This is a genomic window from Paraprevotella clara YIT 11840, from assembly GCF_000233955.1.
Lineage (GTDB): Bacteria > Bacteroidota > Bacteroidia > Bacteroidales > Bacteroidaceae > Paraprevotella > Paraprevotella clara.
Map to the genome: position 1 here is coordinate 82,612 of NZ_JH376597.1, position 19,730 is coordinate 102,341.

20 protein-coding genes are annotated in these 19,730 nt (G+C 50.3%); 10 read left to right on the forward strand and 10 right to left on the reverse strand.

Annotated elements, in window-relative coordinates:
* Window positions 1–20 precede the first annotated feature (20 nt).
* Genes HMPREF9441_RS06615 through HMPREF9441_RS06635 form a run of 5 tightly spaced genes read right to left on the reverse strand, consistent with a single transcriptional unit; the run spans window position 21 to window position 2,978 of the window.
* Window positions 21–509 (reverse strand): hypothetical protein, encoded by a 489-nt coding sequence (locus HMPREF9441_RS06615; RefSeq protein ID WP_008619443.1) that lies wholly within the window; start codon window positions 507–509, stop codon window positions 21–23.
* Window positions 510–526: 17 nt separating this feature from the next.
* Window positions 527–1,108 (reverse strand): Maf-like protein, encoded by a 582-nt coding sequence (locus HMPREF9441_RS06620; protein WP_021981613.1) that lies wholly within the window; start codon window positions 1,106–1,108, stop codon window positions 527–529.
* A 16-nt stretch (window positions 1,109–1,124) separates the two neighbouring features.
* On the reverse strand, window positions 1,125–1,643 hold the full coding sequence (locus HMPREF9441_RS06625) for a KdsC family phosphatase (protein WP_039865041.1): 519 nt from the start codon (window positions 1,641–1,643) through the stop codon (window positions 1,125–1,127).
* Entirely contained in the window at window positions 1,636–2,439 is an 804-nt protein-coding gene (locus HMPREF9441_RS06630) for a Rossmann-like and DUF2520 domain-containing protein (RefSeq protein ID WP_008619457.1), read from the reverse strand. The genes HMPREF9441_RS06625 and HMPREF9441_RS06630 overlap by 8 nt, the downstream gene beginning before the upstream one ends.
* Window positions 2,436–2,978 (reverse strand): nitroreductase family protein, encoded by a 543-nt coding sequence (locus tag HMPREF9441_RS06635; protein ID WP_039865043.1) that lies wholly within the window; start codon window positions 2,976–2,978, stop codon window positions 2,436–2,438. Before HMPREF9441_RS06635 ends, HMPREF9441_RS06630 begins: the two co-directional genes overlap by 4 nt.
* Before the next feature lie 221 nt (window positions 2,979–3,199).
* On the opposite strand from HMPREF9441_RS06635, the gene HMPREF9441_RS06640 reads away from it, so the two are divergent.
* From HMPREF9441_RS06640 to HMPREF9441_RS06665, 6 genes are all read left to right on the forward strand, one after another.
* Window positions 3,200–5,545, forward strand: coding sequence for a TonB-dependent receptor (locus HMPREF9441_RS06640; RefSeq protein ID WP_008619461.1), 2,346 nt, complete (start codon window positions 3,200–3,202; stop codon window positions 5,543–5,545).
* A 118-nt stretch (window positions 5,546–5,663) separates the two neighbouring features.
* Window positions 5,664–6,068 (forward strand): methylmalonyl-CoA epimerase, encoded by a 405-nt coding sequence (mce, locus tag HMPREF9441_RS06645; protein WP_008619462.1) that lies wholly within the window; start codon window positions 5,664–5,666, stop codon window positions 6,066–6,068.
* Between the two features lie 171 nt (window positions 6,069–6,239).
* On the forward strand, window positions 6,240–7,793 hold the full coding sequence (locus HMPREF9441_RS06650) for an acyl-CoA carboxylase subunit beta (RefSeq protein ID WP_039865007.1): 1,554 nt from the start codon (window positions 6,240–6,242) through the stop codon (window positions 7,791–7,793).
* A gap of 20 nt (window positions 7,794–7,813) precedes the next feature.
* A complete protein-coding gene (locus HMPREF9441_RS06655; protein WP_008619465.1) occupies window positions 7,814–7,993 on the forward strand; it encodes a hypothetical protein in 180 nt (59 codons plus the stop codon).
* A 13-nt stretch (window positions 7,994–8,006) separates the two neighbouring features.
* Window positions 8,007–8,411, forward strand: coding sequence for a biotin/lipoyl-containing protein (locus HMPREF9441_RS06660; RefSeq protein WP_008619466.1), 405 nt, complete (start codon window positions 8,007–8,009; stop codon window positions 8,409–8,411).
* 238 nt (window positions 8,412–8,649) lie between these two features.
* Entirely contained in the window at window positions 8,650–8,844 is a 195-nt protein-coding gene (locus tag HMPREF9441_RS06665; RefSeq protein WP_008619467.1) for a hypothetical protein, read from the forward strand.
* Window positions 8,845–8,864: 20 nt separating this feature from the next.
* Here HMPREF9441_RS06665 and HMPREF9441_RS06670 read toward each other — a convergent pair whose 3' ends face one another.
* Window positions 8,865–9,266 carry a winged helix-turn-helix transcriptional regulator gene (locus HMPREF9441_RS06670; protein ID WP_008619468.1) on the reverse strand — a complete coding sequence of 134 codons (402 nt, stop codon included), beginning with the start codon at window positions 9,264–9,266 and terminating at the stop codon, window positions 8,865–8,867.
* Window positions 9,267–9,505: 239 nt separating this feature from the next.
* Here HMPREF9441_RS06670 and HMPREF9441_RS06675 point away from each other — a divergent pair, with 239 nt between their 5' ends.
* Window positions 9,506–10,165 carry an NAD(P)-dependent oxidoreductase gene (locus tag HMPREF9441_RS06675; RefSeq protein ID WP_008619469.1) on the forward strand — a complete coding sequence of 220 codons (660 nt, stop codon included), beginning with the start codon at window positions 9,506–9,508 and terminating at the stop codon, window positions 10,163–10,165.
* 240 nt (window positions 10,166–10,405) lie between these two features.
* Here HMPREF9441_RS06675 and HMPREF9441_RS06680 read toward each other — a convergent pair whose 3' ends face one another.
* Entirely contained in the window at window positions 10,406–12,418 is a 2,013-nt protein-coding gene (locus HMPREF9441_RS06680) for a glycoside hydrolase family 2 protein (RefSeq protein ID WP_008619470.1), read from the reverse strand.
* 192 nt (window positions 12,419–12,610) lie between these two features.
* On the opposite strand from HMPREF9441_RS06680, the gene HMPREF9441_RS06685 reads away from it, so the two are divergent.
* The 3 genes from HMPREF9441_RS06685 to HMPREF9441_RS06695 all read left to right on the forward strand — a co-directional run bounded on the left by HMPREF9441_RS06685 (window position 12,611) and on the right by HMPREF9441_RS06695 (window position 17,294).
* A complete protein-coding gene (locus HMPREF9441_RS06685; RefSeq protein WP_244949656.1) occupies window positions 12,611–15,136 on the forward strand; it encodes a hybrid sensor histidine kinase/response regulator in 2,526 nt (841 codons plus the stop codon).
* 82 nt (window positions 15,137–15,218) lie between these two features.
* On the forward strand, window positions 15,219–16,580 hold the full coding sequence (locus HMPREF9441_RS06690) for a sigma-54-dependent transcriptional regulator (RefSeq protein ID WP_008619473.1): 1,362 nt from the start codon (window positions 15,219–15,221) through the stop codon (window positions 16,578–16,580).
* Between the two features lie 195 nt (window positions 16,581–16,775).
* Entirely contained in the window at window positions 16,776–17,294 is a 519-nt protein-coding gene (locus HMPREF9441_RS06695; RefSeq protein WP_008619474.1) for a hypothetical protein, read from the forward strand.
* A 52-nt stretch (window positions 17,295–17,346) separates the two neighbouring features.
* Here the strand turns inward: HMPREF9441_RS06695 and HMPREF9441_RS06700 are convergent, their stop codons facing one another.
* The 3 genes from HMPREF9441_RS06700 to HMPREF9441_RS18610 form a co-directional block, all read right to left on the reverse strand.
* On the reverse strand, window positions 17,347–18,150 hold the full coding sequence (locus tag HMPREF9441_RS06700; RefSeq protein ID WP_008619476.1) for a TIGR03915 family putative DNA repair protein: 804 nt from the start codon (window positions 18,148–18,150) through the stop codon (window positions 17,347–17,349).
* The gene (locus HMPREF9441_RS06705; protein WP_008619477.1) at window positions 18,147–19,421 is read right to left on the reverse strand and encodes a putative DNA modification/repair radical SAM protein; all 1,275 of its coding nucleotides are present in this window, start codon (window positions 19,419–19,421) and stop codon (window positions 18,147–18,149) included. Before HMPREF9441_RS06705 ends, HMPREF9441_RS06700 begins: the two co-directional genes overlap by 4 nt.
* 118 nt (window positions 19,422–19,539) lie before the next feature.
* Window positions 19,540–19,713 carry a hypothetical protein gene (locus HMPREF9441_RS18610; RefSeq protein ID WP_008619478.1) on the reverse strand — a complete coding sequence of 58 codons (174 nt, stop codon included), beginning with the start codon at window positions 19,711–19,713 and terminating at the stop codon, window positions 19,540–19,542.
* Window positions 19,714–19,730: the final 17 nt, after the last annotated feature.

Genomic DNA, 19,730 nt, shown 5'->3' on the forward strand with positions numbered 1-19,730 from the left:
CAAATCCTCTCCACAGACTGTTACCAAGAAAGAGTATATGAACCACGCCCCGTCCCATAAAGCTGGCTGGCTGCCGTAGTCGTAATACTACCGTAAATACCCGATTGTCCGCTATTGGAGCCACTCGGTGCCGATTGCGGAGCCGTAGCCGAATAACTATACTGAACGCTGAAGTTTATTTTGGCCATTCTACCGCGAAAATCGTCCGGAAGCCGGATACCGATGTATGGATTGGATTTATCCGCATCATACACCACATTATAATCTTTAGTGAAAGTCGTATCCGTACATTCCACACTCCAATGGTATTCAGCCTTATACAATAAATCCCCCAGACTTTGCTGTACTGCCGTAATCGTAACCGAATCTCCCGCATTCCATACCGTAGGTTCAATACGGAAACCGGCAAACGACGGTAAAGTACAAATATGCTTGTCTTCTTCGCAAGCTACAAAGGCCATAGCCACCGCACCCAAACATGCCAGACGCATCAAAGATTTCATTTCCATTCGTCTCTTTATCTTTTTTATAATGTTTTTAATTCCTTATATAAACGTTGCACCGGCAATCCCATGACATTGAAATAAGAACCGCTGAGGGAAGATACTCCCACATAGCCTATCCACTCCTGAATGCCGTATGCCCCGGCTTTATCCAACGGACGGTAGTGCGCCACATAATACGCTATCTCTTCATCCGACAACTCGTCGAAAGTCACTTCACTGACCGTCGCAAAAGTCTTTTTCTTTCCGGCTGTTACCAGTGTCACTCCGGTTATCACCTGATGCGTACGTCCGGACAGGCGGCGCAACATATCCTTGGCTTCGGCCTCGTCTTTCGGCTTGCCCAGAACCTTCCCATCCGTCCAGACTATCGTGTCAGCCGTGATAATCAACTCGTCCGGCTGCATAATGGCTTCATACGCTTCCGCTTTCTTGCGGGAAATGTACTTCGGAATTTCTTCCCCTGACAACCCGTCCGGATAAGACTCGTCGATGCCCGGCAACACTCTCACTTCATAATCCACATCCAACCCCGCCAAAAGTTCTTTCCGACGCGGGGAATTGCTGGCCAAGACCAGACGGAATTTCTTCAAGTTCTCCAACATATTTTCCATTGTTTTACTACCAACCAAAAGCCTTTTCATCCTTCAACCACAAGCCTTGCGCCTTCAACACCTGTTCTATCACGTCGCGCCCGCATCCATATCCCCCTTTCAAATGGGAAATATAAACCGCCAAAGCCTTGATTTCCGGAGCCGCGTCGGCCGGTGCACAAGGACAGCCGCAACGCTGCATGACCTCATAATCAGGTATGTCGTCGCCCATGTAAAGCACTTCCTCGTCCCGCAATCCATAACGTTCCAAAAAGGCTTCGTATGTCTTTATCTTCACAGCACATCCCAAATGCACGTCCGGAATGCCCAATCCCTCATACCGTTTACGTACCGATTCGGTACGTCCCCCGGTAATAATGGCCACATGCAAGCCCGACTTGACAGCCAGTTGCAAGGCATATCCATCTTTGATATTAACTGAACGCATCGGTTCCCCTCCGGGATGCAACGTAATGGTCTCGGCACTCAGCACACCGTCCACGTCGAAAGCCAACGCCTTTATCTTCCTTAAATCGTAATTAATCATTTGTTTCTTTCCTTTCCGCTTCATTCCTCAAAGCCAAAGCATGGATGCTCCGGCTCATCATTTCATAGAGTGCTTTCCGCTCCGGTTCGCCGTCCAGCATGGCGCACTGGCGAACCATCACATTCCGATCGTAACGCACAGCCGGTCCCGTCTGTGCCTCCACGGGCGGAAGGCGATGGACCTTCCGTGCCGTCTCGTCTATCAAAGGCCACATCACATCGAACGGTATGCCGTCCCTGCCCAATACATCCGCAGCCAAAGCATAACAATGGTTCACAAAATTGCAAGCAAATACCGCTGCCAGATGGAGACGGCGGCGTCTCTCCGTACTCATCTCCTTCACCCTGTCCGAGACAGAACGTGCCAACTGCTCCGTCTGTGCGAACACATCAGGGGCAGACGCTTCCACAAAGACCGGAATCTCCTTGAAATCCACCGGACAATCTTTAGAGAACGTCTGCATAGGATACAACACACCATAACGCCGGGCGTGACCACGGAAAACATCCATCGGAATGCTCCCTGCCGTATGCAGGCACAAGGCATCTCCTGTCCGGGGAGCGATACGGGACACCAAGCCCTCTAACACTCCATCTTTCACGGAGAAGATATACACATCCGCACCCGATACCACGGCATCAAGGTCATCCGTTGCCGGACATCCCAAACGTCCGGCCAAAGCTTCGGCGGAAGCCATCGTACGGCTGAACACCTGCAACGTTTCATGGCCTGCACGGTGCAGAGCCTCTCCCAACTGCGTGGCCAAATTACCGGCACCGATCCAGACAATTTTCATTCTTCCGGTGCGTCAAAGGTATTGATATGCACTTTCTCCCACTGCAACCGGTCTTCATTGAACGGCTTGCGTTCCATTCCCTTATGGCCCACAGCCACGATGGAAAGCACCCTTAGATGCGCCGGAATATGCAGAATGGCCCGCACCATCTCCTCCGCAGGTTTTCCATCCGCCATTGTACGGTTCCGGATTTGTACCCAACAAGCACCCAGACCCAAATCCTCAGCCTGCAACAGCATCATGGTCGTAGCCACCGAAGCGTCTTCCACCCACACGTCGCTCTGCGTCGGGTCGGCCAAGACGACTACCGCCAAGGGAGCACCTTCCACCAGTTCGGCTCCGTGCTCCTTGCAATGCGCCAGTTGTTGCAACAATTCCTTATTGTCCACGACCACGAACTCCCAAGGACGCACTCCCTTGGAAGAAGGGGATATCAGCGCCGCACGCAACAAAGCCACCACTTCGTCTTGGTTCAACTCTTCTTCCGTAAACTTCCGCATGCTACGACGGATGCGAATCAGCTCGCTAAACTTTTCCATTTCCTTATCCTTATATTTATTGTCACATTGCGCAAAGATACATGATTTCCCTATTACGGAGAAAAGAAATCCGGACGGAATCGACAGTTTCACCAAATAAATCGACGGTTCTTTATACAAAAAAGCGTATTTTTGCGTTATTTAAAAAGCGTAAGTAGACAAACAACGAAGTGAAGACAAGACTTTTCAAATCCATATTCTGCCTTTTCCTGCTGACCCTTATGGCCTTGCACGTCGCCGCCCAAGACAAAGTAAAACTGTCGGGAAGGGTCATCGACGATGAACAAAACCCGGTACTTTTTGCTGTAGTAAAAGTCGATGGCCAGGCCGCAGGTACTACCACAGACCTGCAAGGGCGTTACCAACTGGAATTCTCCACTGCCGATACCGTGACCGTGTCGTTCAGCATGATAGGTTACGTAACCAAGAAAAAAACACTGGTCCGTCCCAAAGGCAGCTTGCGGCTCAACATCACCCTGCAAACCCAAAGCATCGACATGGGTGAAGTAACGGTAAAGGAAGTACGGCGGCAAATGAATTCCACGCAACATCTGAATGCCGAAAACCTGAAACGGCTGCCCTCCACTACCGGAAATGCCGTAGAGGAACTGGTGGCCACACAAGCGGGAGTCAGCACACACAATGAGTTGAGTTCGCAATATAACGTAAGGGGCGGAAGCTTCGATGAAAACAGTGTGTATATCAACGGAGTGGAAGTTTACCGCCCCATGCTTATCAGTTCCGGACAACAGGAAGGGCTGAGCGTCATCAACAGCGACATGGTGGAAAGCATCAACTTCTCGGCCGGAGGTTTCGACGCCAAATACGGGGACAAAATGTCGTCCGTATTGGACATTACTTACAAGAAGCCCAAGAAATTCGAGGCTTCGGTTTCGGCCAGCCTTCTGGGAGCCGGCCTCTATGTAGGTTATGCCAAAAAGAACTTCAGCATGACCCACGGTGTACGTTACAAGACCAACCAGTATATGTTGGGGTCGTTAGAAACCAAAGGAGAATACAGCCCACGTTTCCTCGACTACCAGACTTATATCAGTTGGTCGCCCAACAAACGTTGGAGCCTGGATTTCATCGGGAACATCTCCCAGAACCAATATGACTTCCTGCCGACGAACCGGCAAACCAATTTCGGCACGATGCAGGATGTCAAGTCGTTCCGTGTATATTTCGACGGAAAGGAAGAGGACCTCTTCCGTACGCTGTTCGGCACATTGAGCCTGTCGCACAGCTTCACCGACCGCACGAAGCTTTCCCTTTTGGCTTCGGCATTCGCCACCAAGGAACGGGAAACATACGACATCCAAGGACAATATTGGCTCGACGAGACCAACACGACCGAACAATTAGGCGTAGGCACCTACATGGAGCATGCCCGCAACTATTTGGATGCCAACATGAAGAGCCTGAAGGTCTTGTTCTCCCACAAACCGAAGGGGCACGACATACAGACCGGACTCACGTGGAAACACGAAATCATCGACGAGAACTCACGCGAATGGGAAATGCGCGACTCTGCCGGATATTCCATTCCCCACACGGGCAACCGTCTGGACCTGATTTATAACCTGAAGTCTTCCAACCGCATCAGCAGCGACCGCCTCGAACTTTTCGGACAGGACACTTGGCGGTTTACCAACAGCCACGGTATCTTTTCCCTGAATTACGGGGCACGGTTGAGCTATTGGAGCTGGAACAAGGAATGGCTGTTCAGTCCGCGTGTTTCGCTCGGCATCATCCCTTCTTTCAACGAAGATTTCACATTCCGCATTGCCACGGGACTGTATTACCAGGCTCCTTTCTACAAGGAGTTACGAGACACCGTGACAACCGGAGTCTCCACCAAAGTACACCTGAACCGGAACATCAGGTCACAGCGTTCGTTCCAAGTCGTATTGGGTGGCGACTACAAATTCAAGCTCATGAACCGTCCGTTCAAATTCACCACGGAAATCTATTACAAAGCCTTGAGCAACCTGATTCCCTACAATGTGGACAACGTGAAAATCGTATACTACGGAGGTAACATCGCCTCGGGATACACCACAGGCATCGACTTCAAAATCTTCGGGGAGTTTGTAGAGGGTACGGACTCCTGGATCAGCTTCAGCCTGATGAAAGCCCAGCAGAAAGTAGACGGTAAGAGTTTCCCGCAAGCCACCGACCAACGCTACAACCTGAACTTCTTCTTCAGCGACTTCTTCCCCGGTACGACGCGGTGGAAGATGACACTGAAAGCCAGCATTGCCGACGGACTTCCCTTCGGTCCGCCCCATACGGGATTGGAACGCATGGTATTCCGCGCCCCGGCCTACAAACGCGTGGACATCGGCATGAGCTACCGGCTGTTGGACAACGAGGACGGACGCAACCAAAAGAAGTTCATCCGCCACCTGCGTAACGTATGGCTGGGTGTGGACTGCTTCAACCTGTTCGACATCAGCAACGTAAGCTCATACTATTGGGTAACGGACGTGACCAACCAACAATACGCCGTACCCAATTACCTGACCGGACGGCAAATCAACGCACGTATCCTGATTGAATTGTAACCACGGGAACGGCTACTGCCAAAAAAACATGAATTTATTTCCTGTTTCACCGCAAAATGCGTACTTTTGCATCATGATAAAAGCACGCCTGCGTGCAAACAACTAAAATTTATATGTCATGAAGATATCACATATCGAACATTTGGGTATCGCAGTGGAAAGCATCGAAGCCGCACTGCCTTATTATGAAAACGTATTGGGTCTGAAGTGCTACAACATCGAGGAGGTGGCCGACCAAAAGGTGAAGACCGCTTTCTTGAAAGTAGGCGAAGTGAAAATCGAACTCTTGGAGCCGACAAGCCCGGACAGTCCCATCGCCAAATTCCTCGAAAAAGGAGGCCGTGGCGTACATCATGTGGCATTCTGCATCGAAGACGGTGTGGCCAATGCTTTGGCTGAATGTGAAGAAAAAGGCATCCGCCTGATAGACAAGGCTCCGCGTCTCGGAGCAGAGAAGTTGCAAATCGCATTCCTGCATCCCAAATCGACTTGCGGCGTACTGACCGAACTTTGTGAACATTAACACAACTCCAAGTGAATTTCAATCCAATCTTTGAACTTCATATAAAGGCTCGTCCTTGAACCTGATACCACCGGCGGAACCGCTTTCCACGAAAGCCTTCCGCTGGTGGCTTGTTTTTTAGGGGATAGGAAAATCAAAGCCTTCTTTTTGAAACAGAAAATAAAACAGATTATGAGTGTCCAAACAGAAAAAATCAAGGAATTAGTAGAACTGCGCGCCAAAGCCCGTATGGGAGGCGGCGAAAAAGCCATTGAGAAACAGCATGCCAAAGGCAAGTACACGGCCCGCGAACGTATCGACATGCTGCTCGACCCGGGCAGCTTCGAGGAAATGGATATGTTCAAACTGCACCGTTGCACGAACTTCGGCATGGAGAAGAAACAGTACTTGGGCGACGGCGTGGTAACCGGCAGCGGCACGATAGACGGCCGTCTGGTTTATGTCTTCGCACAAGACTTCACCGTGAACGGCGGTTCGCTGTCGGAAACGATGGCTGAAAAAATCTGCAAGGTCATGGACCAGGCCATGAAAATGGGCGCACCCTGCATCGGCCTGAACGACTCCGGCGGCGCACGTATCCAGGAAGGCATCAATGCTTTGGGCGGATTCGCCGAGATATTCCAACGTAACATCATGGCCTCCGGCGTAGTGCCCCAAATTTCGGGCATCTTCGGCCCGTGCGCCGGCGGTGCGGTCTATTCTCCCGCCCTGACGGACTTCACGTTGATGATGGAGGGCACTTCTTATATGTTCCTCACCGGTCCGAAAGTGGTGAAGACGGTGACGGGCGAAGACGTGTCGCAAGAAGACTTGGGCGGTGCAAGCGTACATTCCACCAAGTCCGGCGTGACGCATTTCACGGCCCAGACGGAAGAAGAGGGCTTGGCCACCATCCGCACGCTGTTGAGCTACATCCCGCAGAACAACATGGAAGAAGCTCCGCGCATGGAATGCACCGACCCCATCGACCGCATGGAAGACGCGTTGAACGAAATCATCCCGGACAATCCGAACAAGGCATACGACATGTATGAAGTCATCGGAGCCATCGTGGACAACGGCGAGTTCTTTGAAGTGCAAAAAGACTATGCCCGCAACATCATCGTAGGCTTTGCCCGTTTCAACGGCCAGAGCGTGGGCATCGTGGCCAACCAACCGAACTGCTATGCAGGCGTGCTCGACTGCAATGCCAGCCGCAAGGGCGCACGTTTCGTACGTTTCTGCGACGCGTTCAACATACCTTTGGTCACGTTGGTAGACGTGCCGGGCTTCTTGCCGGGTACAGGACAAGAGTACAACGCCGTCATCCTGCACGGTGCCAAGCTGCTGTATGCTTACGGCGAAGCCACCGTACCCAAAGTGACGGTAACCTTGCGCAAGAGCTACGGCGGTTCGCACATTGTCATGAGCTGCAAACAGTTGCGCGGCGACTTGAACTACGCTTGGCCGTCAGCCGAGATTGCCGTGATGGGAGCAGAAGGTGCCGTGGCCGTGCTTTATGCCAAAGGCGCGAAGGAAGCTGAAGACCCGAAAGCTTTCCTGGCCGAAAAAGAAGCCGAATACAACAAGCTCTTCACGAACCCGTACCAGGCTGCCAAATACGGCTATATCGACGACGTAATCGAACCGCGCAACACGCGTTTCCGTGTCATCCGCGCCTTGGCCCAACTGAAGACCAAGAGTTTGACCAACCCGGCCAAAAAGCATGGTAATATTCCTTTGTAATCCCTGTCATCCGAAACATCATGGAACAGAATCAGAATAAAAACAATGAAGTGTTGGCCGCCATCACGTTGGCTCTGCACGAATATCAGGGCTACACGATGCATGTGTCGGAAAGCGGCGTCCTGACTTTGGGAAACGCGGATACGGAGTGGAACTCCAAGTTACGCACGCAACGCCAACAGCCTGAACATAAATTTTAAAGCAAACAAGCAGATGAAGACTTACAAATACAATATCAACGGCAACGATTATGAGGTGGCCGTGGAAGGGATAGAAAATTACGTGGCTACCGTGACGGTAAACGGTGAGAGCTATACCGTGAAGATGCCCGAACCGGAAAAGCCGGCACATCATCCCGTAGTAGTAAAACCTGCCGGAGTGCCCGCCGTAATCGACAAACCCAAGAAGTATGGAGTGAAAGCTCCGCTTCCGGGCGTGATCGTGGACGTGAAAGTGAAACCGGGCGACGAAATCAAGCGTGGCGATACGGTGGTCATCTTGGATGCCATGAAGATGGAAAACAACATCACGTCCGACCGCGCCGGAAAGATTGCGGAAATCTGCGTCGTACCGGGCGAATCGGTCATGGAAGGCAAGGACTTGGTGATTCTGGAATAATCCGAATACCAAGAAAGTGCTTCCATCCCATTAGCACTTAAACGAACATATAAGTAATGAGCTCCGCAGCCCTTGTTCTTTATTCATTGAGTACGGTCAGCATTCGTACTTTGGGAACAAGTGGATGCGGAGCTCGTATTTATAGGGCATGGTGAAACTTTCGGGTCATATAGCTTTGCGTTTCAGGGAAATATTGTATATTTGCCATCAGAAATAAAAATGAAAGGAAGTACAATCTATGAAAGTAGGAGACAAGGTATGGATATCTCCCGACTTGACGTTACTCAAAAGATGGATATCAGGGACGGTCATTCAAGTAGAAAACAATCCGTTTGTAGGTACCGTCATATCTGCGGAAACTGAAGACCTCAACGTGTTTTTCGGGAGAGAGGAAATGTTCAAACTTACGAAGGAGGAGATATGTTTGCCATAAGTTTCGATATGACGGTTTCGTTATTCATATTGTATGATTGAAGTGGCGGATGCCTTTTGCCCGCTTCGCGCCCTGTCTTCCATAATGGCATCCATTTGTTCCTTGGCCCAATCAATCAGCGCGTTCAACCGGGGCAACAAAGACTGCCCACGCGATGTCAACGAATACTCCACCTTCGGAGGAATCTGGGCATAGACCCGGCGGTTTACAATACCATCTTGCTCCAACGTCCTCAAAGTCACCGTCAACATCTTTTGCGAAATATCGGGAATAGCCCTTTGGAGTTCGCCAAATCTCATGACCGCCGTCTGCTCCAACGTAAATATCACCAATATCGACCATTTGTCGCTAATACGGGACAGGATGTTCCTTATCGGGCAATCCCGGACAAAGATTTCATCTTTCTGCTTATCTGCTTCCATAACCCATTATGTTTGAATCACGCTACAAAAGTAACTAAAAACCCATAATGGTACAAACAGTCTTATTCTTCCGCGTTAAAACAAGTTAAACCACCCAAAGATAATCCCCTCATACACAACATTGGTTTCCGACCGGTAAGTATCTGAGAATTCGGTGCCTACTTGTATATACGGCTGTAAAGGACGAACTTTGCAGCATCAACCGAACAAACAGTATAAACCCTAAAAAAGAACAAGTCATGAAACATGTAACATTGATTGGTGCAAGCGGATTTGTAGGAAGCGCCATTTTGGAAGAACTCTTGAATCGTGGGCATCATGTCACGGCCATCGTACGTACACCCAACAAACTTACGCAGTCCCACACGAATCTGAAGGTTGAAGTCATGGACGTGGAAGACCGGAATGCCCTCGTCCAAGTATGCCACGGACAGGATGCCGTGATAAGCGCGTATAATCCGGGATGGGGCAACCCGGAAATATACGAAGACACCTTACGCGTCTATCCCCTGATATTGGAAGCCGTGAAAGCCTCCGGCGTGAAACGCTTTCTGGTCGTGGGCGGCGCAGGTAGCTTGTTCGTCAAACCGGGGTTGCGTCTGGTGGATACCGGCACCCTGCCGGAAGCATGGCTCCCGGGCGTGAAATCCCTGTCCAAGTTCTTTTTGGAAACATTAACCGCAGAGCAAGAACTCGATTGGGTGTTCTTCTCCCCTGCCGCCAACCTCGGCAATTTGCAGAAAGGCGTGCGCACGGGCAAGTTCCGCCTCGGGAAGGACGACCTGATTGTGGACGAGAAGGGGGACAGTTTCATCTCCGTAGAAGACTATGCCATGGCCATGGTGGATGAATTGGAACAGGAAAACCACCATCGGGAACGCTTCACGATAGGATATTGAAAAGCTATGTCCGAAATCATCCGGAGGGCATAAAACGTAAAATATCCGGAACAGCTATTCAAATTCTATAAACTATTAAAATTCAAATACTTATCATTTTAAAATCGTTCTGCGCCAAACGAAAAATCATTTGCCGCAGAACGATTTTCCGTTGTGCTGAGAACGATTTTCCAATCTCAGCACAACGATTTCAGGCTTTCTGCCGTAAATAACATTTACCTACCGAAAGCCTCATCCCACTCAGAAGAGCACCCATTTACAACGGTCTGAAAACTCCTGTCCGCCCCGCTGCCCGAAAGCCTCCACTTGGTTCTCCCCGTGCTTCAAACCTACCTTCCTCCAGATGCAAATGCTTCCGTTGCGCTCCGGACTGCCGCAATCTTTTCCGTTCACTTTCAGGCGGACGGTCTCGCAATTCGTATATACCTTGACATCCGTCAATGAATCCCGGCGGGCCACATCCCTCCGGCTGGCGATATGAACCACCGGCTCTTCCGACCATTCCGACTGATAAAAGTAGAAAGCATCCTTCCGTATCTTACGGTCGTAAGAGACCAACCCCTTGTCGTTCATCCCCGGCATATCCCCCTCGTTGCGCGACGCGCTGGCAAAATCGAACATGTTCCAGACGAAAGAGCCCCACGCGAAACCGCTGCGCTTGATGGCATCGTAAGTCTGTTCGTGCACCGTGGCCTGCCATTCTTCGGGATGGAACACCCCGTCGGCCTTCGGCGTCTTCTTTCCCGTCTGCCAATGGTGCCACACGTTTGCGCCGGCTCCATACTCGCTCACGGCGATACCCTTGTTTCCACACTGGCGGTTCCACCGCTCCAAAGTGGATTTCATTTCCGAAGGCATCGCCCAATACCATCCGGGATAGGTGTTGAACGCCATGATGTCGGGCACGGCGTTTTCCGGACGTTTCTCCACATTTGCGGCCAACACCGTCAGCCGTCCCGGGTCTTCGCGGTGCGACACGTCATTGAGTTCCGAAATCAATTCTTTCACATCCCCTTTGGACAACTCGTTGCACAGGCTCCAACAGAAAATGGAAGGGTGATTGAAATTCTGCCGGATGAGTTCCGTCAATTCCGTTTTCATGTTCTCCGTGAATTCCGGGGTATCCAAGGCTTTGCCGACCAAAGGAATCTCGGCCCAGACCAACATGCCCTCGCGGTCGCACAAGGTGTAAAACTCGTCCGAATGCGGATAATGTGCCAACCGGATGCCGTTGGCACCGATTTCCTTGATGAGTGACATGTCCTCCCGGTGGTCGGCCGAAGAGATGGCCCACCCCTTGTCCGGACGATCCTGATGGCGGTTCACTCCTTTTATCTTATAAGGCTTCCCGTTCAGGATGAAACCTTTTTCAGCGTCCACATGGAAAGATCTCAGGCCGACATACTGCGACAGGGTGTCCAACACTTCCTTGCCCCGTTTCAGCTCCACGAAAACACGGTACAGGTAAGGCGATTTACGCCCGTCCCACAACATGGGGTTGTCCACCGTCAACCGGTTCGTAAAATCGAGCCGTGCCTGTCCTTCTGTGGCTTGGGAGGTCGTGGCCGTCGCCACCAGTTTACCGGCGGCGTCGAACACGTCCGTCTTCACGGACAATTCTTTCACCCGTTTCAGTCCGTTGTCCACTTTGGTGACTACCGACAAGTCCGCACGTCGCTCGCCGACCTGTTGGCTGACATATACCCCGGAAGAAGCATAATCCAAAGGCGTGATGCAAGCCTTGGGCAACAGCAGGAGCGAGACAGGCCGGTAGATGCCGCCAAAGACGGTGAAGTCCCCCTCCAACGGAGCGATGTTCAACTCCTTACGGTTGGACACGGCTACCTCCAACAGGTTCTCGCCGGAATGCACGTAGGGCGTGATTTCAAAACAAAAGGCATTGAAACCTCCCACATGTTCTCCTACCTCCTGTCCGTTGAGTTTCACTTCCGCCTTTTGGCTCGCCGCCTCGAAACGCAAAAAGATACGTTTTTTCATCATCGCGGGCGAAACGGACAAGGTGTAACGGTACGTGCCGTCGCCCCTGTAATAATCGGGCGACGTACCATCTGTCGCATTCCACGTGTGAGGCACGTCCACTTGCTCCCATACGTCTTCCGCCTCATCCCTATCCAGACGGAAATCCCATTTCTCACTCAAAAAACTTTGCTGTCTGAGCTGCCCGGCCACAGGAACGGACAGGCACGCGCAAAACATCGCCAAGGCCACGGGCCTTACTTTTAATACATTCATCGGTTCTAAAAGGTTAAGTTGTATCTACAAAATGATGCCAAAGATAAGAGGCATCATCCTACCAGACATCACACATTCCCACAATAAAATACGATTTTTGCGGCAAAAGGACTTTTGAAGCCGTCTTCTTCCCTCTTTTCGGAAGTTTTTCTTAGTTTTGCAAAAGGAATGAACGGCCATAGCCTTACTTTTATGAAACAAAATACATCCTTCAAAATCGCCTGCGGATACTTTTTATTAATCTGTCTCCTGTTAGGTTCCATCTACTATATTTACCACCAGACCACTTCACTGACCCGGATGTCCGGCAATGAACAAACGCTGGCCGAACGCCGGAAAGTGACTCATCAGCTTGTCAGTCGGCTCTTTGAAACGGAAAATATCGGGCAAGCCATCCATTTCGGCCGATGGGAGGCCTACCGCAAATACGTGCAATCCATGTCCGACGTACAACAGACCATATCCGCGTTGGACACTTTATTCACCGATTCTTTGCAAAAAGCCCGGCTCGACACACTGTCTTCCTTACTGGCCGACAAACAGGAAAACATGAAACGATTGGTATTGGCTTTGGAGCACAACTCCGCCCCGCAAATTTACCAGCACCAAATCAGCCTGCTTGTCAAAAGCCAAGACACCGTCATCCAAAAGCCGCATATCACCCGGCAAATCATACAAAAAGACAAATCCTACACGGTGAAAGAACCGAAAAAGAATTTCTTCCAACGACTGGCTTCCGCTTTCCATAAACCGGAAGCAGACACCACTTCTGTGAAACAAACCGTGCAAATCTTAGAAACGGACACGATTCATCAGGAGTTCAACGCAAGAGACACCCTTGCACACATCCTGGACAGCATAGAAAGCAGCATGAAACTGTATAACAGCCGACGGCAACAACGCATCAACGCGCAAGCGGAACGGCTTTGGTACACGAGCCTCGAACTCAACAACCGCGTCACGCAACTCCTGGAAAGCATCGAGAAGGAAGAACAGCAACGATTGGAAGAAGAAAGCCGGAAAGCCTATCTGGTACGGAAACAGGCAGCCCTCACGACCGGCCTCATTGCTACGGCTGCCATCCTTTTGGCCATTGTCTTCTTCGTCATCGTATGGCGCGACATCACTAAAAGCAATCATTACCGCCGCGAGTTGGAGAAAGCCAAGAAAAGAGCCGAAGACCTCTTGGTTTCGCGTGAGAAATTGATGTTGACCGTGACCCACGACATCAAGGCACCGGTAGGTTCCATCATGGGATACACGGAACTCCTGGCCCCCCACGTCTGGGAAAACCGTCCCAAAAACTACTTGGACAACATCCGCAGCTCATCCGAACATCTGCTCAGCCTCGTCGGTTCACTGTTGGATTACCATAAGTTGGAAGCCCATAAAATGGATTTGCATCCGGTCAGCTTCAATCCGGACGAACTGCTTCATACCATTGCCCAAAGCTTCTTACCTATAGCGGAAAAGAAGGGATTGGAGCTGCAATGTGAGACCTCTCCCGAAACCCGACGGACCTATACCGGCGATGCCTTCCGCATTCGGCAGATTGTGGACAACCTGTTAAGCAATGCCCTGAAATTCACACAGCAGGGCCATATCCTCCTTCGCGCCAAAATGCACGGCCGCCTGCTTTGCATCACCGTGCGCGATACGGGATGCGGAATGACTGCGGAAGAACAGCAAATGATTTTCAAGGAATTTACCCGCCTGAGCAGCGCGCAAGGAGAAGAAGGAGTCGGTTTAGGATTATCCATCACGCTGAAACTGGTACAGCTCCTTCAAGGAGAAATCCATTTGGAAAGTACTCCCGGAAAAGGCAGTTCTTTCCTTATCACGCTTCCCTTACAACCTACACAGAATAGTCAGGCTCCTGCGGAGGACTTTCCTGTGCCCCTTGAATCTCCGGAGCGTCCTCTCCATATATTGCTGATTGACGACGACCGTATCCAAATGCAACTGACTCAAGCGATGTTACAACAAATCCAACCGGAAAAAACAGCTTGGGAGATTGTTTCCTGCCGTACGCCGGAAGAAGTATTCCGCCGGATAGAACAACACCGTTTCGATTTGTTGTTCACAGACATACAAATGCCGTCCATGAACGGTTTCGACGTATTGAAAAACATACGGAGCCTGAATCCTCACGCCCATGCACAACTCCCAGTGGTGGCCATCACGGCACGCTACGACATGCAGGAAGCGTTTTTCAGGAAACATGGCTTCGCCACCTGCCTTTACAAGCCGTTCAACCAAAAAGATCTAGCTCAAGCCATCCGGAAAGCACTCGGAGACGTCCGGCCGGAAGTAAAAGAAGAACCCGGGAAAGCTGAAGCTGAGCCATCCTCGGCATCTCCCGTCATCGACCTTGCCCCATTGACCGAATTCGCAGGAGACGACCGGAACGCCGCACGGGAAATCCTGAATACCTTCCTGCAAGAAACCCTCCTGCATGCCGAAGCGTTCAAAAAGGCTTACGAACAAAAGGAAAAGGTCGAAATATGCAGGATTGCCCATAAATTGCTTCCCACCTTCACCCTTGTGGGCGCTCCCTGCATCAAAGCATTGCAGACTTTGGAACAACGACGGGATGAACAGGAATGGAACGACGCGGACAACGTCCCGGCACAAGAAGTCATCGAGTCTTTCCACCTCGTCGTCCGTGCCCTGAAAGAAAAGAATGGCAGTGAACCGACACGTAAGCGTGAATATTAAAACATTTAAAAAGCCGCTCCGCATATACTTTCGTACTGCAAAAGGCATTATCTTTGTGTCAACTTAATCCGATAAAGACCACATGGCAGCCATTCTCATAGTAGAAGACGACTTGACGTTTGCCACCATGCTTAAAACGTGGTTGGGCAAACAAGGATTCCAAATCAGTACGGCCGGAGACTTATCCAAAGCACACAAGTTATTGGAACATCAGTCGTATGACCTCATCCTGTCGGACCTTAGGTTACCGGAAGGCGACGGCCTGTCTCTGCTTGACTGGATGCAAAAACACGGCCTCGTTGTTCCTTTAATCGTCATGACCAGTTATGCCGACGTCCAAAATGCCGTAAACGCCATGAAACAAGGGGCATGCGACTACATTGCCAAACCGGTGCAACCGGCTATGCTTCTGGAAAAGATAGAAGATGCCTTGTCCGCTTCTTCTCCGCCCCTCTCCAAAAGGAATACGGATTCCGAAGAGACTCAAACAAGTACCGAAACCCACCCGACATTTCTGGAGGGAAAGAGCGAGGCGGCACGCCAACTTTACAATTACGTGGCTTTGGTGGCCCCGACACCGCTTTCGGTACTCATCAACGGTGCCAGCGGAACCGGAAAAGAATATGTGGCCCACCGCATACACCAATTAAGCAAGAGGGCTGACAAACCCTTTGTAGCCATCGACTGCGGAGCCATGCTCAAAGAACTGGCGGCTTCTGAATTCTTCGGCCACGTGAAAGGTTCGTTTACAGGCGCCGTGGCCGACAAAACGGGAGCTTTCGTAGAAGCCAACGGCGGCACGCTGTTTCTCGACGAAGTGGGAAACCTGAGTTATGACGTGCAAGTACAACTCTTACGGGCCATCCAAGAACGGAAAATACGTCCGGTGGGTTCCAACCAGGAAATAGAAGTGGATGTCCGGCTCGTCTGTGCCACCAACGAGAACCTGCAACAGGCCATCGCCCGTGGAGAATTCCGCGAAGACCTCTACCACCGCCTGAATGAATTCACCCTGCACATGCCTTCTCTGAAAGACCGTGGCGAGGACATCCTTCTATTTGCCAACTTCTTTCTGGACCAAGCCAACAAGGAACTGGAAAGGCATATCGTAGGTTTCGACGCCCCGGCTTCGGAAGCGTTGCTCAATTACGCATGGCCCGGTAATTTGCGCGAATTGAAAAACCGGGTGAAACGCGCTACTTTACTGGCACAAGACCGCCTGATCCATAAGACCGATTTGGGAGAGTTCAATATCATAAACCGTGGCGAAGAAGAACTCCCTGCAGCAACTCCTTTCGCCTTACACGATAAAAATACCGAGAAAGAACGTATCCTGCAGGCCCTGCAAACGGCACACCACAATAAAGCGCGTGCCGCACGTCTTTTAGGCATAGACCGCAAAACCCTCTACAACAAAATCAAGCTCTACGATATTCCACAATAAAAGTGTGGAATTCTTCCCCACTCATCCCCACATTCCACACGTTCGTTTTTTAGCCTCATGCAATCTTAAATGCAAAGAATCCACTTATAATCAACACCTTACAACCTTCTTTCTTTTTCTGGCACACCTCTTGTCCATTAGTTTGGCAGATGACAAGATAAAACAGTCAAACAATTAAATAAAACAGAAAGCATTATGAAAAAGTTATTTGCAACAGCCTTAATGGCTATGAGTATGGGAAGCGCTTTTGCACAGGGTAACATCGTCGCAAACGATACTGTAAAAACGGATACTACAAAGAACTGTCCTGCACAAGGTTGCCAGAAATCATTGGCTGCCCTCATTTCTAACGATACTGTAACCACAGACAGCACCAAAGCTAAATTAACCGCCATGTTGGCGTGCGTAGCTATGAATGATACGGTAACCACAGACTCCACAAAATCCGCTCCGGCTGCATTAGTGGCGCTGAACGACACAGTTACGACAGACAGTGCAAAAGCACAACCGGCAGCCTTGGTTGCAGCCAACGATACGGTCGTAACCGACAGCACGAAAGCTCAACCGGCCAAACCGACAGCTTTAGTAGCCATGATTGAGGAAAAGGATACGACTCAAACCAAAGATGCAAAAACGACTCCTTCTACTTGCGACAAAAAAGCAGGAGAGAAAGCGATCCAAGCATTAAACGCCATGAGAAAAATCACCGCCTAACCACACTGATTTTTCTCATTTTAAAAGAGGAGAACGTGCCCGCGTTCTCCTCTTATTTTTCTTGTTCCCCAATTTGCTTTTCGGTCAGATACTTCCAGTAACGTACCGGCATGTCTTTCCGGTGTTTACGGGGATTCAAGCGTTCCTTGATACAAATGGCTTTAAAATACGTCCGCCACATCTCCTGATACCACATTTCATCCTCGTCCCGCATCGCTTCGCTCAAACGTCCGTCCGGCAGTCGGAAAACCTCTGCTCCATCTTCAAAAGTAACACGTACGGACTTATGCCCAGCATAATAGTAGCCATACCGGCGACGCCGGTCGTAAATCAGCCAACATTCTTCCGAAAAACGGTCGCTAAAATGCGGAACGATTAAAGGCAACACGTCATAGTCCGGCTCTATCATGGCAAAATAAGTTCCGTCGGCAGTTTTCTGGAAGCGCACGAATTGCATCATGCGAAGACGTTCATAACGCACCTTACGATAGGTATTCGTCACAAAAAGCACATCCGGGTCGGCAAAATTCGTTTCAATGCTCTGCCCGGCCTTCACGGCTTTGCATACATACCGGAACAAAGGCAAGTCCAAATCCGGCAGTTCGGAGAAAAGACTGGTCGTCAGACAAGCCAGTGCCGACGTCGAGAGTTTCCTTTGCAATGCCCGAAACACTCTTCCGGCTTTTTCTTCATCCGTTGTCACCCGATGTACGACTGCAAAAAGAGGAGGCGTGTCCTTTTCTCCGATAATCGCCACAGGAAACTGGTGACGATAGAATGCATCGAACACCGCTGTCAGCAAACCATCCCATGTACGGTCGTACACGAAAACACTATCCTCTGTCATACTCCTCATGCAGGCTCCTCCTTAAACAGCAACGTCAACTGCCCGTCATTCTGCTTCTTCCGGCTTTTCGACTGCACCAATAAAGAACGGACACGTTCGGGATAAAGCTCATTCACTCCCTTGGCTTCCAACTCCCCACAGGTTATGAAATATTGGGCACGCTTCATCACACATCCCATTTTCTTCAAATCAAAACTCGTCAAACGGCCGAAACGGCGCGAACAAACAATCAGACGGGCCGACTTTACCCCAATACCGGGCACCCGTAAAATCCGTTCATACTCCGCACGGTTCACATCCACGGGAAATTGTTCGGGATGCCGAAGAGCCCAGGCCAGCTTCGGATCCACTTCCAAATCCAAATCAGGATGCGTTTCATCCACAATCTCTTCCACTTTGAACTGATAGAACCTCATCAACCAGTCTGCCTGATACAAACGGTTTTCCCTGACCAACGGCGGTTGTTTCAGAGACGGAAGTCGAGGGTCGTACGTATTCACGGCCACATAACCGGAATAATACACACGCCGCATGGTAGGCCGACCGTACAATGCGGACGAGAGGTACAAAATATCCCGGTCGGACTCCCCGGTTGCTCCCACAATCATTTGCGTGCTCTGCCCTGCCGGAACGAAACGGGGAGCATGCCGGTGTTTTTTCCGTTCTTCCGCACTCTCCAGTACACCTTGCTGTATATATCCCATAGGGCGGTAGACACTCTCATGATCTTTCTCCGGTGCCAACAACTTTAGCGAAGCCTCATTGGGAATCTCTATGTTCACACTCATACGGTCTGCATACAAACCCGCCTCGTCCACCAACTCACGACTGGCTCCCGGAATACTTTTCAAATGGATATACCCATTAAAACGGTGCACCGTACGCAGGTCTTTCACCACACGTACCAAACGTTCCATCGTATAATCGGGGTTCCTCACCACACCGGAACTCAGGAACAATCCTTCGATATAATTCCTTTTGTAGAACTCCATCGTCAGGTCTACCAATTCCGATACGGAGAGTGTGGCACGGGGAATATCATTCGTGCGACGGTTGATACAATAAGCACAATCGTAAATACAATAGTTCGTCAGCATGACTTTCAGCAAGGAGATGCAACGTCCGTCCTCAGCAAAACTATGGCAAATACCGATGCCTCCCACGGTATTCCCCACTCCGCCTTTCACGTTACGCCTCACCGTACCGCTCGAAGAGCAGGACACATCATATTTGGCCGACTCTGCCAATATCTTCAACTTCCTGAGCGTATCGTCTTTCATGCCGCAAACCACTTTTGTTTTTGCAAAGATAACCCTTTTCAACAGATTAGGAAAAAGCCGCTCCGGGTTTTCATCCGAAGCGGCTTTGCCGTATCACGTTCAAAAGTGTACCAAAGTATTAATACTCGTTACCCCATATATCGGTAAAACCTTGATTCATATTGGTCCGACCTTCCATTCCATCCTGTGGCGTGTTATCGACTCCTATCATAGAACGACTTAACAGCAATGAATCTTGAATCTCAAATTCTGCCACTTCGCAAACCGGTTTTATATATATTTTCTTGTCCATATTTCAACTTGTTAATA

Coding starts and splice junctions, on each gene's coding strand:
- HMPREF9441_RS06615 (WP_008619443.1), bottom strand. CDS start 509: ATGGAAATGAAATCTTTGATGCGTCTGGCATGTTTGGGTGCGGTGGCT.
- HMPREF9441_RS06620 (WP_021981613.1), bottom strand. CDS start 1,108: ATGTTGGAGAACTTGAAGAAATTCCGTCTGGTCTTGGCCAGCAATTCC.
- HMPREF9441_RS06625 (WP_039865041.1), bottom strand. CDS start 1,643: ATGATTAATTACGATTTAAGGAAGATAAAGGCGTTGGCTTTCGACGTG.
- HMPREF9441_RS06630 (WP_008619457.1), bottom strand. CDS start 2,439: ATGAAAATTGTCTGGATCGGTGCCGGTAATTTGGCCACGCAGTTGGGA.
- HMPREF9441_RS06635 (WP_039865043.1), bottom strand. CDS start 2,978: ATGGAAAAGTTTAGCGAGCTGATTCGCATCCGTCGTAGCATGCGGAAG.
- HMPREF9441_RS06640 (WP_008619461.1), top strand. CDS start 3,200: ATGGCCTTGCACGTCGCCGCCCAAGACAAAGTAAAACTGTCGGGAAGG.
- mce (WP_008619462.1), top strand. CDS start 5,664: ATGAAGATATCACATATCGAACATTTGGGTATCGCAGTGGAAAGCATC.
- HMPREF9441_RS06650 (WP_039865007.1), top strand. CDS start 6,240: ATGAGTGTCCAAACAGAAAAAATCAAGGAATTAGTAGAACTGCGCGCC.
- HMPREF9441_RS06655 (WP_008619465.1), top strand. CDS start 7,814: ATGGAACAGAATCAGAATAAAAACAATGAAGTGTTGGCCGCCATCACG.
- HMPREF9441_RS06660 (WP_008619466.1), top strand. CDS start 8,007: ATGAAGACTTACAAATACAATATCAACGGCAACGATTATGAGGTGGCC.
- HMPREF9441_RS06665 (WP_008619467.1), top strand. CDS start 8,650: ATGAAAGTAGGAGACAAGGTATGGATATCTCCCGACTTGACGTTACTC.
- HMPREF9441_RS06670 (WP_008619468.1), bottom strand. CDS start 9,266: ATGGAAGCAGATAAGCAGAAAGATGAAATCTTTGTCCGGGATTGCCCG.
- HMPREF9441_RS06675 (WP_008619469.1), top strand. CDS start 9,506: ATGAAACATGTAACATTGATTGGTGCAAGCGGATTTGTAGGAAGCGCC.
- HMPREF9441_RS06680 (WP_008619470.1), bottom strand. CDS start 12,418: ATGAATGTATTAAAAGTAAGGCCCGTGGCCTTGGCGATGTTTTGCGCG.
- HMPREF9441_RS06685 (WP_244949656.1), top strand. CDS start 12,611: ATGAAACAAAATACATCCTTCAAAATCGCCTGCGGATACTTTTTATTA.
- HMPREF9441_RS06690 (WP_008619473.1), top strand. CDS start 15,219: ATGGCAGCCATTCTCATAGTAGAAGACGACTTGACGTTTGCCACCATG.
- HMPREF9441_RS06695 (WP_008619474.1), top strand. CDS start 16,776: ATGAAAAAGTTATTTGCAACAGCCTTAATGGCTATGAGTATGGGAAGC.
- HMPREF9441_RS06700 (WP_008619476.1), bottom strand. CDS start 18,150: ATGAGGAGTATGACAGAGGATAGTGTTTTCGTGTACGACCGTACATGG.
- HMPREF9441_RS06705 (WP_008619477.1), bottom strand. CDS start 19,421: ATGAAAGACGATACGCTCAGGAAGTTGAAGATATTGGCAGAGTCGGCC.
- HMPREF9441_RS18610 (WP_008619478.1), bottom strand. CDS start 19,713: ATGGACAAGAAAATATATATAAAACCGGTTTGCGAAGTGGCAGAATTT.